This is a genomic window from Nocardia puris, assembly GCF_003315035.1.
Taxonomy (GTDB): Bacteria; Actinomycetota; Actinomycetes; order Mycobacteriales; family Mycobacteriaceae; genus Nocardia; species Nocardia puris.
This window is the reverse complement of sequence record NZ_QNRE01000008.1, coordinates 144,865-159,550: the sequence shown is the minus strand read 5'-3', so window position 1 is coordinate 159,550 and position 14,686 is coordinate 144,865. Positions and strand designations below refer to the sequence as shown.

Annotated in this window: 9 protein-coding genes; 5 read left to right on the top strand and 4 right to left on the bottom strand. The window is 68.8% G+C overall.

The window, feature by feature from the left end; translation table 11 throughout:
• Positions 1-22: 22 nt before the first annotated feature.
• The gene (eccE, locus tag DFR74_RS20820) at positions 23-1,768 is read right to left on the bottom strand and encodes a type VII secretion protein EccE (protein ID WP_067507384.1); all 1,746 of its coding nucleotides are present in this window, start codon (positions 1,766-1,768) and stop codon (positions 23-25) included.
• A 129-nt stretch (positions 1,769-1,897) separates the two neighbouring features.
• On the opposite strand from eccE, the gene eccB reads away from it, so the two are divergent.
• Positions 1,898-3,346 (top strand): type VII secretion protein EccB, encoded by a 1,449-nt coding sequence (eccB, locus tag DFR74_RS20815; protein WP_067507381.1) that lies wholly within the window; start codon positions 1,898-1,900, stop codon positions 3,344-3,346.
• Between the two features lie 33 nt (positions 3,347-3,379).
• Here eccB and eccA read toward each other — a convergent pair whose 3' ends face one another.
• Positions 3,380-5,197, bottom strand: a complete 1,818-nt coding sequence (gene eccA, locus DFR74_RS20810; protein WP_067507379.1) for a type VII secretion AAA-ATPase EccA — start codon at positions 5,195-5,197, stop codon at positions 3,380-3,382.
• Positions 5,198-5,319: 122 nt separating this feature from the next.
• On the opposite strand from eccA, the gene eccD reads away from it, so the two are divergent.
• From eccD to eccCa, 3 genes are read left to right on the top strand one after another with little or no spacing between them, the layout of a single operon-like run.
• Entirely contained in the window at positions 5,320-6,792 is a 1,473-nt protein-coding gene (gene eccD / locus DFR74_RS20805; protein ID WP_067507376.1) for a type VII secretion integral membrane protein EccD, read from the top strand.
• Positions 6,793-6,820: 28 nt separating this feature from the next.
• The gene (gene mycP / locus DFR74_RS20800; RefSeq protein ID WP_067507373.1) at positions 6,821-8,254 is read left to right on the top strand and encodes a type VII secretion-associated serine protease mycosin; all 1,434 of its coding nucleotides are present in this window, start codon (positions 6,821-6,823) and stop codon (positions 8,252-8,254) included.
• 3 nt (positions 8,255-8,257) lie between these two features.
• Positions 8,258-12,439, top strand: coding sequence for a type VII secretion protein EccCa (gene eccCa, locus DFR74_RS20795; RefSeq protein ID WP_067507370.1), 4,182 nt, complete (start codon positions 8,258-8,260; stop codon positions 12,437-12,439).
• A gap of 108 nt (positions 12,440-12,547) precedes the next feature.
• Here eccCa and DFR74_RS20790 read toward each other — a convergent pair whose 3' ends face one another.
• Complete coding sequence (locus tag DFR74_RS20790) at positions 12,548-13,174, bottom strand: GNAT family N-acetyltransferase (protein ID WP_084537480.1); 627 nt, start codon at positions 13,172-13,174, stop codon at positions 12,548-12,550.
• The gene (locus tag DFR74_RS20785; protein WP_067507367.1) at positions 13,171-13,968 is read right to left on the bottom strand and encodes a GntR family transcriptional regulator; all 798 of its coding nucleotides are present in this window, start codon (positions 13,966-13,968) and stop codon (positions 13,171-13,173) included. Before DFR74_RS20785 ends, DFR74_RS20790 begins: the two co-directional genes overlap by 4 nt.
• Before the next feature lie 174 nt (positions 13,969-14,142).
• On the opposite strand from DFR74_RS20785, the gene DFR74_RS20780 reads away from it, so the two are divergent.
• The gene (locus tag DFR74_RS20780; RefSeq protein ID WP_067507364.1) at positions 14,143-14,643 is read left to right on the top strand and encodes a DUF4254 domain-containing protein; all 501 of its coding nucleotides are present in this window, start codon (positions 14,143-14,145) and stop codon (positions 14,641-14,643) included.
• Positions 14,644-14,686: the final 43 nt, after the last annotated feature.

Genomic DNA, 14,686 nt, shown 5'->3' with positions numbered 1-14,686 from the left:
AGATCGCGACGACCGCGGCGTTTCAGGCCGACATGTCCTGCAATGCCCGAACCGGTTCCGGCACACCGAGGTAACTGATTTCGAACGGCGTCGCCACCATGCGGACTACGGTTTTTCCGGAGGCCGAAAGGACGGTGACCACATTCGGCTCCGTCGCGTCTTCGACGAGCGTGATATCCGGCTCGAACCCGGTGGGCCCGGCTCCCGGTCCGCGTACCGTGACCACCGTCGTATCGGAGTGATGCCCGGTGACGGGCACGCCGTCGTACACCACAACATTCGCCGAACGATGCGAGTTCGCCTGCTGTGATCCGGCTGACCAAGTGGCCAGCGTCAGGCCGGGAGAGCCGACGTAGTCGACCATCTTCCGCCACTCCTCGTGGCGACTGGTGTGGACGACCACGGTTGACCCAATAGCTATGGCCCGCAGAATCACCTGCTTGGCCACCAAGACGCCGCCGACGATGTCCACGCGCCGCACGTGCGGGCCGATCAGCGGGACCGCGACGCCTTGCCCCGATTCGTCGGCGCCGACGAGCTGCCCGCAGCCCGCGATCGGGGTGGTCAGCTCGGTGAGCGCGTCGGCGTCGCCGATCACGCTCTCCTCCGGGAGTGCGAGCTCCGCGCTGTCGATCGGCAGGGTCTGGATCAGTGCGCGATATTGCCTGCCCGGCAACGGGATCAGGCCGGGTAGGTTCAGCTCTCCCGGTTCGGCGCGGGTGGTGAAGCGCACCAGGGCGGAGACGTCGATGCGCTGTCCCGCCGTCGCGTCGGAACGCTTGTGCCCCGGTTCCTCCGGCGCCCGGCGCAATCGCATGGTCACCGTGGTCGCGATCGTCGAGGTCGTCCACATGTCGGCGAATCCGCGCGGGCCCAGCTGATCCAGCTCCACACGGTAGGTCGTCGTGTGCATGTCGCCGTGCTCGAGCGCGTCCGGTCGTTCGGTGAAGTCGTCCAGTTCGACGCCGTGCGTCAGCTGGTGCACGACCGAGTTCAGTTCCGCACCGGTGAGCACCGAGGCCGTGATCCCGTGCGCGGCGAGTCGATTCGCGACCCGCTGGGTGGCCACGATCACCGAGCGCAGCACTCCGGTCGAGCCGCCGCCGCGCCGATCGACGGCGGCGGCGTTGGCGAGCGGATCCAGCCGCAGCACCACCCACACGGTGCGGTGCGCGACCGCGGGCAGGGGGCCGAGGATCTGATCGTAGAGTCGCGCGACGGGGCCGGCGCTCGCGGTGCGGGAACCGGTGCTGATGATGTCGATCGAGGAGAGCCCGATGTCGAATTGGTTCAGGCAGCGCGCCAACTCGGGAAGCGGCACCTTGTCGCCGGTGCTGAGTCCGCTCGGGCTCAATCGGGTCACGAACGGTGGCGGTACGTCCAAGCGCAGCATCGTGATCACATGCCTTCCATCCCAGCGCATTCCGTAACTGCCGCCGTCGGGTAGGGGCACATCGAACGGGGTTCGGTGGACTGGCGCGGAACGCTTGCCGACTTTCTGCCGGGCGAAGGTGAACTTCTCGGCGATATACGCGGCCAGGCACACCCCACGGAATGGCGCCAGAAACAGCACGAAGACCGCGACGGCGATTCCGGCCGCTACCCAGGGTTCGGCGCCGAAAATCAAGGCGGCCAGGGCGCTCGCGTTCGCCAACAACAGTACGAAAAGCACCCGGCGCAGCGGGAACATGCGAAACAACCAGAAATGTGTGGAACGCAGCGGATGCACCGGGGCATCTGCGGCCGCCTCGGCCGTAGGGGACGCCATACGCTCATCATGGACCGAACTCGCCGCCCTTCGCTACTGTTGTCCGACGAGATCACCGGACCGGGGGCACAACCGCGCCGGGGCGTCTCGTCTCGCAGTTGTTCCGCCCGCGGCCATTCGGAGGGTTTCGTGCCCGCTCAGCTGACCACCAGGCAACAAGTCAACGGTTACCGTTTCCTGTTGCGCCGGTACGAGCATGCGCTCATCCGGCGGGACGTGCGGATGCTGCACGATCCGATGCGTTCCCAGTCCCGTTCGCTGATCGTCGGCGCGGTGCTGGGCCTGCTCGTCGTCGCGGGCGCGGCGATCCTGTCGTTCCTGCGCCCGCAGGGCGCGGTGGGCGACGCCAAGATCGTCATGGCACAGGAAACGGGCGCCCTGTACGCGGTGGTGGACGATCGATTGCACCCGGTGCTCAATCTGGCGTCGGCACGGTTGATCACCGGCACCAATGAGGAACCCACCTCGGTGAAGACGTCCAAGCTCACCGATCGGCCGCGTGGGCCGCTGCTGGGCATTCCCGGTGCGCCGGGGCTGCTGCCCGGATCGTCGGCGGGCGACCGTTCCACCTGGACGATCTGCGACACCGTCGCCCTTTCCGACGCCGGGCGCGCGACCGCGAATGTGAAGACGACGGCGATCGCGGGCGCGTTGGATACCGACGCCGACTACGCGGCTCGTCCGCTGGGGGGCGCGGAGACGATGCTGGTGACCAAAGGCGGCAAGACTTACCTGCTGTTCGACGGCCGGCGCGCCGAACTGGATCTCGGGGATCCCGTGTTGGTGCGTGCGCTCGGGCTGGCCGAGCGCACACCGCGGGCGATCAGCGCGGGCTTGCTGAACGCCACGGTAGAAGTGCCGCCGCTGCGCTCACCTGCCATCGACGGTGTCGGCGGGCCGGGACCCGGTGCGCTGTCGGATGTTCCGGTCGGCGGCGTGATCCGGGTGCGCACCGTGGCTTCGGAGGATCTGTATGTCGTTCTTCCCGACGGGGTGCAGCCGGTGTCGCCGTTCGCCGCCGAACTGATCCGGACCTCGAACTCCCAGGAGATGACCGATATCGTCGCGGTGCCGCCGGACCGTCTGGTCGGTGTTCCGGTGCGCAACACGCTTCCGGTGGACCGCTTTCCGCGGGAGATACCCGATATCAAGTCCGCCGAGGACGCCCCGGTCGGTTGTCTGTCGTGGTCGCGAGGGACGGACGCGCCCGCTGCGGCGGTGGCACTGCTCGCGGGTCGTGAACTACCGCTGCGGGATTCGGCCGCACCCGTGGAATTGGCCACTGCGGACGGCGGTGGCGACCGTATCGACGCCGCCTACATTCCGCCGGGAACAGGCGAGTACGTCCAGGTCACGGGGATCTACCCGGAGAGCGAGCGGCGCGGCAGCCTGTTCTATGTGGCGGAGAACGGAATTCGCTTCGGCGTTCCCGATCCGACCACGGCCGCGTTGCTGGGCCTGGAGGAGAAGCCCAGGCTCGCCCCCTGGGCGATCGTCGGTCAGCTGGTGCCGGGTACGAGTTTGACCAGGGAGAACGCCCTCGTCAGCCACGACACGCTGCCGACCGGGCTGCCCTGAGCGGGGTCGGCGGCGTCCCGGTGTGGGGGCCGCCTACCGGAGAGTCGCCAGCACGTTGTCCAACGCGTTGCGCATGTCGTCGGCCTCGATGCGCATGAGCGTCGACTCGTCCAGGCTCGCGAGGTCGAGGCTGTCGTCACTGGCCAGGCGGAACTCCCGCTCCTCCTCGGCAGCCTCGATGACGTTGCGGATGAACCGGCCGTTGCCCGCGATATCGATCCCGCGCCGGATTGCGCCACTCTGATCCGTGGTCTGCCGTTCGTACAGGTCGGCACAGGCGGCGACGAGCAGCGCTAGCGCCTCGTCCGACACCTCCGAATCGCGCCTGCCCGCGATGAACTGCCCGATCCGCCCCAGTTCCTCGGGGGTGTAGGAGTCGAACTTCACCCGTTTGGCGAACCGGGAGGCCAGACCGTCGTTGGACGCCAGCAGACGGTCGATCTCACCGTCGTATCCCGCGATGATCACCACCAGGCGGTCGCGGTCGTTCTCCATCCGTGCCAGCAGGGTGTCCACCGCCTCGCGGCCGAACGCGTCGCCGCCGGACAGGCCGGTCTGGATCAGCGTGTACGCCTCGTCGATGAACAGCACGCCGTCCATGGCGCTGTCGATCAGCTTCGATGTCTTGATCGCGGTGGAACCCAGGTGCTGGCCGACGAAGTCCGCGCGTTTGGCCTCGACCAGGTTGTCGGTCTTGAGCAAGCCGAGTCCGCAATAGATCTTGGCCACCACTCGCGCGACCGTGGTCTTGCCGGTGCCCGGCGGCCCGGTGAATGCCAGGTGCTGGCCGCGCGGTACCGAGGCCATGCCTTTCTCGGCGCGGACCTTCGCCAACTGTGCGGTGGCCTGTAGCTTGGCGACCTGCACCTTCACCGCGGCCAACCCGATCTGCTGGTCGAGTTCGGCGCGCGCGGCTTGCAGGATCTGCTTGGCCTTGTCGTCGCGTTCCTGCTGTCCGAGTTGATCGGCCGACGGCGCGGACGCGGGATCCCAGCGGTCGGTGCGGGCCTCGATCTGCTCGCGCGTGGTTACGGTCAAGCGGTACTTGCGATCTCGCATGGCCATGGTGTTGGCCTCGAAATCCGGCGCTTCGGAGAACACCTTCTCGAACAACGCCTGGGCCTGTTCCTCATGACCGGTCTCGCGCAGGCACAGTCCGCGACAGAATCGCGCGGTGGTCGCCGCCGCCGGAATCGGGCCGGCTTCGGCCTGCTCCATGCGCCGGATCGCCTCACCGAAGAGGCCGAGTTGCGCACAGGCCGTCCCGACCATCACGTGCGCACCCGCGGCGAGGTAGGGGTCGTCCCATTCGGTGGATCCGGCCAGGACGGACATCACATCGGGCCATCGCTGGGTCTGGTAGTGCAGCACCCCGCGGACGTAGGCGCTGATCCGTTCGTCGATCTCGTGATCCGTTTGGGAGAGTTGAGTCTTTCGGTAGGCCGCGAGCTCGTCGAGCACCCGCTCGGCCTCGTCGAACTCGCCGTCCGTGATCAGCTGCGACGCCTGCGCCAGCCAGATCTCGGTGTAGCCGGCGAGGGGGTAGTCGATGTACTGGCCCGCCACGAACCGCCCGGCGAGCTCGCGCGGCCGCAACCCGAGCCTGCGCTGCTCACGGAACAGCGTGTGCTGACTGGTCTTGTGCAGGTTGAACAACACTTCGCGGGTGACCTCACCCGCCGCCGCGCGACCCAGCCAGGCGTCACACATGTCGGGATCCCATTCGGTCGCCCTGGTGAAGGCCAGCTTGGCGTAGTCGAGGTCGCGCGTCGATTCCTGGCCGTCGATGGCGAGGCCGAGAGAGAGGACGCCCGCGTCGAAGGCGCGTTGTGCTTGGCGATTGCCGGTCATGCGGGTTGGCCCCCAAAACCTTCGGGATGAGCGAATTCTCGCTCAGCATACCGGCTCGGCCTGGGTTAGATTGAGACTGTTGCCGAGGGGGACCGGGTGAAGTGTAGGGAGTCTGCGAGCCAGTGACAGAGTCGTCGACCGGCGGTGTGGTCGCCGCTGATCCGGAGCTGTGTCGGGTATCGGTGATCGGCGGCAACACTCAGGTGGACCTGGGTTTGCCGGCCACCGTGCCGATCGCCGCGTTCATCACCGACGTGGTCGAGCTGATCGAATCGCGGAATCCGGATCTCACCGAGCACGAGGAAGGCGCGCCGCTGGTCACCCAGCACTGGACCCTGGCGCGCATCGGGCGCGACCCCATCGCCCCGAATCAGACGCTCACCGAGGCCGAGGTGTACGACGGCGAGTTGCTCGTGCTGCGCCCGGTGGCGGCGAAGGAATCCCCCGCGCTGTTCGACGATGTGATCGACGCCGTTTCCAAACTCACCACCGCGGGGTACCGCAGCTGGTCGCCGATCTCGGCGACATGGATGGGTCTGCTCGCCGCGCTGGTCGCCGCGCTGGCCGCCACCGGGCTGCTGCTCCTGGCGAAGGCCGACGGCGCGGGCTGGCCGATCGGTTTCCTTCCCGCCGGTGTCGGTGTGGCGGCGCTGGTCTCAGCGGTGATCGCGATCCGGAGGTATCAGGCCAGGACGGCGGCGGTGCTGCTGTCCCTGCACGCCATGGTGCTGATCTTCGCCGCGGCGGTGCTGTTCGTGCCGGGATCGGTCGGTAGCCCGCACCTACTGCTCGGATCGGTCGCGGCGCTGGTGGCGGCGGCGGTCGGCTACAGCGTCACCGGCGTCGGGGCGACGATGTTCGCGGCCGTCATCACCACTGTGTTGTTCACCGGTGTCGCCGCTTTCGTGCGGATGGTGTGGGAGTTCGATTTCCCGAAGATCGCGGCGGGCGTCGTGGTCGCGTCCGTCATCGTGATCGGCTCGGCGGCCCGCCTCGCGGTGGCCGCGGCCCGGCTGCCCGTGCCCCCGGTACCGACCGCCGGAGCGGCGATCGATCCGGCCGATCACGAACCGCGCCCGACCATCGAGGACATCGGCGCCATCGGCGCCTCGGCGCTGCCGTCCGCCGCCGGGCTCGAGTTGCGCGCCCGCGCGGCGAACGAGTACCAGTCGGGTGTGATCATCGGCGCGACCGCGGCGGGTGTCGTCGCCGCGGTCGTCGCCGCGGACCCATTGGGATCGGCCCGCTGGCAGGGAGTCACCTTGGCGGTGATCATCGCGCTAATCCTGTGCCTGCGCGGTCGCTCCTTCGCCGACCTGACACAAGCCGCCACGCTCATCGGCGGTGGTGTGACCACCTTGTTCGCGCTGCCCGTCGCCGTGGCGCTCGGACGCCCGGAATCGCTGGTCCCGTGCGCCGCCATGGTTTTCGCGCTGGGCGCCGCCGCGGTGGCGTTCGGCGTCATCGGCCCGCACACCGAGATGACGCCGGTGACGCGGCGCGCGGGCGAGATCTTCGAGTACCTGCTGATCGTGGCCATCGTCCCCTTGGTGCTGTGGATCATGGGCGTATATTCGGCCGCGCGGAATCTGTGACACGGCGACGGAGTTCGGTGATATCCGGATGACCATTCCGCCACCCCGTTTCCGCGCGCGGCTCGCGCGGTGCACAGGTGCCGCCGTGGCCTCGGCGCTCGTCGTCTTGTCCGCCCCGGCGGCGGCCTCCGCGCCACCGGTCGTCGACGACGGCGCACTCGGCGCCGCGCTCGCCGTCAACGCGCGGGGCGGGCCGCCGGAGCCCACCGAACAGCGGCACACATGTGCCGAGCCTTCGCTCTCCGGTGGGCCGCCGCAAGAACCGCCCGCGGCGCAGCGGGTGCTCGATCTACCCGCGGCCTGGCGGTTCAGTACCGGCGCCGGACAGAAGGTGGCGGTGATCGACACCGGCGTCAATCGGCATCCCCGGCTGCCCGCGCTGCAAGCGGGCGGCGACTTCGTCTCCGGCAGCGACGGCACCGTGGACTGCGATGGCCACGGGACCCTGGTGGCAGGGCTGATCGCCGCCCGGCCGGCGCCGGGCGACGCGTTCGCCGGGGTGGCGCCGGACGCGGAAATCCTCGCCATCCGTCAGCTGAGCCTCGCGTACGAGGCCAGCGACCGGAACCGGAACGAGGGGCCAGGGCGGATCGCTCAGTCGGGCTACGGCACCGTGCTGACCCTCGCGGCGGCGGTGGTCCGCGCCGTGGACATGGGGGCGACGGTGATCAACATCTCCGAGGTGGCGTGCACACCCGTGAGCGGCGATCCGGCCGACGCGGCGCTGGGCGCGGCGGTGAAGTACGCCCACGACCGCGATGTCGTCGTGGTGGCCGCCGCCGGAAACATCCAGCAGGGCAGCGCTTGTGAGCGGCAGAACGATCGATCCGGGTGGAGCGCGGTCAACACCATGGTGACGCCCGCGCGATTCTCGCCGTACGTGTTGTCGGTGGCGTCGGTGGAAGCCGACGGCAGCGTGTCGCCCTTCTCGATCGGCGGACCCTGGATCGGCGTCGCGGCTCCCGGCCGCAATATCGTCTCGCTCGACAGCAAACCGGGTGGTACGGGGCTGGTGAACGCGGTACAGACCGCCGAGGGCACCGGAACCGTCGACGGGACCAGCTTCTCCACCGCGTTCGTATCCGGTCTCGCCGCGCTGGTTCGGGCCCGGTTCCCGGAACTGAACGCGCGGCAGGTGATGGACCGCATCACCCGCACCGCGCACGGGCCGGGTTCCGGCCGCGACGACCGGCTCGGGCACGGACTCATCGACCCACTCGCCGCGCTCACCGCGCAACTGCCGCAGGAGCCGGTGAGCGCGGGCGCCGACGTCGGGCGCGCGATCGCCGCGCCCGCCCCGCCGCCGTACCGGGACCCGCTGCCGCGCCGGGTGGCGACGATCGGGTCGATCACGCTGCTCGCGCTGCTCGGCATCGGGTGGGCGCTGTCGATTCCGTTCCGCCGCGACCGTGACGAGATCGTCGACCCGGGGGAGGGCGTTGCCCCCGGAGGAGGACAGTAGGACATGGCAACCGAAGGTTTCGTGCGACGTCCGAGGATCGCGCCGCCCCGAGCGCCGGGCGGCGAGGTGGCGCTGACCGCTCCGCCGGAGATCCCGCGCCCCGTGCCGACCGGCCTGCTGATGAAGCTGATGCCGGTGGTGATGGTCGTCGCGGTGATCGGCATGATCGCGATGATGGTCATGATGGGCCGCAACCTGCTGGCCAATCCGTTCATGATGATGTTCCCGATGATGATGATCATGTCGATGGTCGGCATGATGGCCGGATTCCGTGGTGGCACCGGCGGACCCAAGAAGGCCGCGGAACTCAACGAGGAACGCAAGGACTACTTCCGCTATCTGGATCAGGTGCGCAAGGACGTCCGGAAAACGGGCACCGCACAGCTCACGGCGCTGCTGTGGAGCCACCCGGATCCCGCCGACCTGCAATCGATCGCGGGCACCAGGCGCATGTGGGAGCGGCGTCCCAACGATCCGGATTTCGGGCATGTGCGCGTCGGGGTCGGCAGCCACCGCCTGGCCACGAAACTCGCCAGGCCGGAGACCGGTCCGCTCGAGGACCTGGAGCCGGTGTCCACGGTCGCCCTGCGCCGATTCGTGCGGACGCACTCGGTGGTGCACGGGCTGCCGACCGCGATCTCGTTGCGGGCGTTCCCCGCGATCAACATCGAAGGCGATCACGATCAGACCAGAATGCTGGTGCGATCCATGGTGATGGAGTTCGCCACATTCCACGGCCCCGACCACGCCGCGGTCGCCATCATCTGCGCCGACCCGGACGCCGAAACCTGGTCCTGGGCGAAATGGCTTCCGCACCTCCAGCATCCGGTGGACCGCGACGGCATGGGCACGGCTCGCATGATGTATCGCTCACTCGCCGAGCTGGAGACCGCGATGGCGGCCGAATTGCTCGAGCGCGGTCGATTCATGCGCAACGCGCAACCCACCGCGGGCCGCGTCCATTTGCTGGTCATCATCGATGACGGATATGTCAGCGGGTCCGAGCGCATCGTCAGCGATGCCGGGCTGGATTCGGTGACCGTCCTCGACTTGACGGCTCCTCAGGCCGGGCTCGCGGTGCGACGCGGCCTGCAACTGGTGGTGGCGGACGGCATGGTCGCCGCGAAGTCGGCGGCGGGTGTGGAGAAGTTCGCCACCGCCGACGCGGTGACCAGATCGGAAGCCGAATCGCTCGCCAGGGATCTCGCGCGGTACCGGATCGCCACCGCGGCCCAGATCGTCAGCCTGGGCGACGAGACCCGGGCCGTGCCGGGATTGATGGCGCTGCTGAAGATTCCAGACGCCGCACGCATCGACCCGGCTGTCGTGTGGCGGCCGCGCAGCGACCGGGAACGCCTGCGAGTGCCGATCGGCATCACGCCGGACGGCACGCCCGTCGAGATCGATATCAAGGAGTCCGCCGAGAACGGCATGGGTCCGCACGGCCTGTGCATCGGCGCCACGGGCTCGGGCAAATCGGAGTTCCTGCGCACACTGGTGCTGTCGCTGGTGACGACGCATTCACCGGACCTGTTGAACCTCGTGCTGGTCGACTTCAAGGGCGGTGCCACCTTTCTCGGGCTGGAGTCGCTGCCACACGTGGCAGCCGTGATCACCAACCTCGAGGAAGAGCTCTCGATGGTCGATCGCATGAAGGACGCGCTCGCGGGGGAGATGAACCGGCGCCAGGAGCTGCTGCGCGCGGCGGGCAACTTCGCCAATGTCACCGAGTACGAGAAGGCGCGTGCGGCCGGCGCGCAGCTGGATCCGCTGCCCGCGCTGTTCGTCGTGGTCGACGAGTTCTCCGAATTGCTCTCTCAGAAGCCGGATTTCGCCGATCTCTTCGTCATGATCGGCCGGCTCGGACGCTCGTTGCGCGTGCACCTGCTGCTCGCCTCGCAGCGCCTGGAGGAGAACAAGCTGCGCGGCCTGGACAGCCACCTGTCCTACCGGATCGGCCTGCGCACGTTCTCCGCCAACGAGTCCCGGGCAGTGCTCGGTATCACCGATGCTTACCATCTGCCCAGCGTGCCCGGGTCGGGCTACCTCAAGAGCGACGCCGACGACCCGCTGCGGTTCAACGCGGCGTACGTCTCGGGTCCGTATGTGTCGCCGCGCGGCAGCACGCAGATCGATGGTGAGGCCGTCGGCGGCCAGCACCCGGTGATCTTCACCGCCTCCGAAGTCGAGATCGTCGATGACCCGGCCAATTCCGGCGCGGTACCGGCACCGGCCGGGCTTCCCGACCTGCCGCCGGCGCCCGGGGCGGCCGAGCTGTCCCGTCCGGGTCTGCCCGATCTGCCGCCCCCGCCGGGCGGGCTCGATCTGCCCCCACCCCCACCCGCTGGCGGGCCCGAACTGCCTGCGCCACCCGGCGTGGACGACAGCGCCGTGGCCGAGCCCGCCACCTCGGCGCAGCGCGTTCCCGCGACCTTGTTGCAGGTGGTCGTGGAGCGGCTGACCGGGCACGGCAGGCCCGCGCACGAGGTGTGGCTGCCGCCGCTGGACGAATCCCCCTCGGTGGACATGCTGTTGCCCGATCCGGATTGGCGCTCGCCGGTCAACCAGCACGGTCAGCTGTGGCTACCGATCGGCGTCATAGACAAGCCGTACGAACAGCGCCGGGACGTGCTCATCGTGGATCTGGCCGGCGCGCAGGGCAATATGGCGGTGGTCGGCGGTCCGCAGTCGGGCAAGTCGACCACGTTGCGCACCATCATCATGGCGGCCGCCGCGACGCATACGCCCGAACAAGTGCAGTTCTACTGTCTCGACTTCGGTGGCGGCACGCTCATGGGGCTCGCCGACCTTCCGCACGTCGGTTCGGTGGCGGGCCGCATGGATGTGGACCGGGTGCGCCGCACGATCGCCGAGGTCACCACCCTGCTGCGCCAACGGGAAGAGCGGTTCCGGGAGCTCGGCGTCGAATCGATCCAGCACTTCCGCAGGCGCAAGGCCGAACTACTCACCCGCTCGCCCGAGGAACAAGCCGCGGACCCGCTGTCGGAGGATCAATTCGGCGATGTGTTCCTGGTCGTGGACGGCTGGTCGACCATTCGCGGTGAGTACGACACGCTGGAAGCGTCGTTCAACGCGCTGGCGGCTCAAGGGCTTTCGTATGGCATCCACCTGATCATCGCCGCCAGCCGTTGGCCGGAGATCAGGCCCGCGATCAAGGATCTCATCGGTACCAGGCTCGAGTTGCGCCTCGGTGATCCGGCCGACTCCGAGATGGACCGCCGCACCGCGGTTCTCGTACCGGTCGGGCGCCCCGGCCGCGGTCTCACGCCGCAGAAGCTGCACATGCTCGTCGCGCTGCCGCGCTTGGACAGCAGTTCCGATCCCGGATCGTTGTCGGAAGGCATCGCCGCGGCCAAACGGCAGTTCGCCGAGATGTACGGCGAGCGCCGCGCTCCTGACGTGCGGATGCTGCCGCTGCGCATCCCGCGTGCGGAAGTACTGGCGATCGCCGCCGCGCAGGGCATCGAGCAGAGCCCGACCCGGGCGGTCATCGGCCTCGGTGAGAACGAATTGTCGCCGCTGGTACTGGATTTCGACGCCCAGCCCCACCTCATGGCCTTCGCCGACGTGGAGTGCGGCAAGACGACGCTGCTGCGCAACATCGTGCTCGGCGTCACCGAGAACTCCACGGCCGAGACGGCGCGGGTCATCCTCATCGACTACCGGCGCACCATGCTCGGCGTCATCGAGGGTGACCAGCTCGCCGGTTACTCGACCTCGTCGCAGACCTCCGTGCCGATGATCAAGGAAGTCGCCAATTACCTCGCCAAGCGCTTCCCGCCCCCGGACATCACACCGCAACAGTTGCGCGATCGCAGCTGGTGGACGGGACCCGAGATCTACATCGTCGTCGACGATTACGACATGGTCGCCACCAGCCAGAACCCGCTCGACCCCCTGATGGAGTACCTGCCGCAGGCGCGCGATATCGGTATGCATCTCATCGTGGCGCGCCGCTCCGGTGGCGCCGCCCGCGCGCTGTACGACAAGGTGCTCGGCCGGATGAAGGATCTGTCGGTGGACGGTCTGCTGATGAGCGCGCCCAAGGACGAGGGCAAGCTGCTCGGTGACATCCGGGCCACCCGGCTGCCACCGGGCCGCGGCACCCTGGTCTCACGCGGTGAGCCGCAGATGATCCAGGTGAGCTACCTGGATCCGAACTGACTCGGTTCGTTCGGCCGGATGATCGGGCGTTTGCCGGTCGGCGGGTCGAACGAGGCTGGGTGCGCGCAGTGTGGTTGCCCTCCGGCGGCGGAGTTCGGCCCGGTCGGCTCAGTTCGGCCGGATGGCCGGGAGCGTGTCGGTCGGCGGCTCGAACGAAGGTGCGTTCGAGCCGTGTGGCTGCGCTCCTCCCGCGGGCACCACACGGCCGAAATCCCAGCTCTCCGTGCGGCGTTCGAACAGGGCGCGGGAGGGGCCGGTGGCGTCCCGGCCCGCGATCCGGACCAGGCGGAAGCCCGCCCTGCGGTAGTACTCGTGCAGGTCGGTATTGGTGGTCCAGGCGTCCAGGCGCAGCCAGTCGCGGCCCGCGCGGTGCGCGATCTCGCCCGCGTGCGCGAGCATCCGGTGTCCGAGGCGCTGCCCGGCGAAGCGCAGGTCGACGATCATGAAGTGCACGATCAGCGCGTGCACGAGCTCCCGATCGGACCACAGGCCGGGATCGGCGCGGTCGTTGACGGTGATCGTGCCCGCCGGTTCGCCGTCCACCTCGGCGATCCAGGTCTCGCCCGCGTCCAGCGACCGCCCGACCGCCCTGGCGAAGATCTCGATGGGCAGCCCGCGTCCGGCGACCGTCCACTGATCGGAACCGCGCGCCGTGAGCCACGCCGTGCGTTGCACGCGCAGGCGGCAGATCAGGCCGAGATCACCGAGACCGGCCCGGCGGAAAACCGTTGTCATGTCAAGGGAATGGGGTGGCCGAGGGTGCGCCGGATGACGGCGGTGCCCTCCGCGTCGCCGAGTTCGTAGGCCAGACGGTGGTGCGCGGCGATGGACCGCTGCCGCGTCGCGCGGGTGACGCGCTCGCGATCGGCACCGATGCGCAGGTGATCGAGCAGGACCGTGCCGGTGGCGACCCCCAGCACCAGCGCCTCGTCGGCGCTCGCCGGGCGCGCGACCAGGGTGTCGCGGTGCGCGATCTCGGCGTGACCGCGATCGGCGAGACGGCGGGTGGTGCCCTCGGGGATGTCGTGCGGCGAATCGATGCCGGTGGCCTCGGCGAGGTCGCGCGGGTAGAAGCTCACCTCCCACGACCACGGCTCGTTGTCCAGGTACTGCACCACCGTGCGGGCCAGCACCCAGGAGCTCTCCGGCACCCCGAGCCAGTGCGCCACCTGGGCCGACGCCGGCTCCATCCGGGCGCTGAACTCCTTGGTGGGCACCCGATTCGCGTCGCGCGCGATCTCCTCGAAGATGTCGTGCGCGGACTTGGGACGATCGGGACGAATATGGTCGGTGACGACCGATTCCAGAATTTCCTGGTTTCGGACGATCGTCCCGCGGGAAGTCGCTGTGTAGACGAGGTTCTCGGCGACGAGCACCTGAATGGCGTTGCGGGCGGTGGTGATCGAGACCTGCATCCGATCGGCCAGCTCGGAATGGCTGGGAAGCCGATCACCAGGATGCCATTTCCCCGCGCGGATCTCCTCGCGGAGAAGGTCTGCGATCCGGTGATAGGTCGGACCGTCCGCCATCTTGCTCCTCGGTTGGTCGTGCAGGTAACGAAGTGTACTCTTCGTGACTCCCTACGGCCCGGTAACGCTTGACAGGCGACTTCAGAGGTTTATTGTAATGAACGTCCTGATCCGGTGTTGTGCGGCGATGAACGGCGAGGCAACGTGGCAGGTTCGGATTCATCAACGGTCGTGATGGCGGTCCCCGACACACCCCGGTGTGTCGATACGACGCTGCAGCCCACGGCAACGGGGCTACTCCCCACTTCGGATCTACTCGTTCGGGCGTGTCGCGGGCACCGGGTCGTCGGCGGCCCGCTGCTGTGGTTCGCGCGTGACCTGGCCGTGCTCCACGAACGCAAGCACATCGGCCGCGGCGGCTCGGTCGACACCGACCCCGTCCACATCCTCGAAAACGACAGGCGCCGTGGCGAATTGGTCATGGCCATCGACGACTGGGTGACGCGCAGCGTCCCGCAGCACCGCCTCGGCGCCACCCTGCACACCGAAACGATCGGCGCGGTGATCGACCGCCTCGCGGAATCCTCGGTGCGCGCCCACCACGCGCTGATGACCCTCGACGCAGCCGACGAACGCCTCCACTGCGCCTGGCACCACCTCGCCGAATTGGCCGACGCGTATGACGATCTGATCCGCGACGTCCTCGCGGGCCGGAGGCGCCTCCCGGAGTGGTGAGGGGTTCGGCGCGCCGGTGCGAACGGTCGGTCGTCGGGAGTTC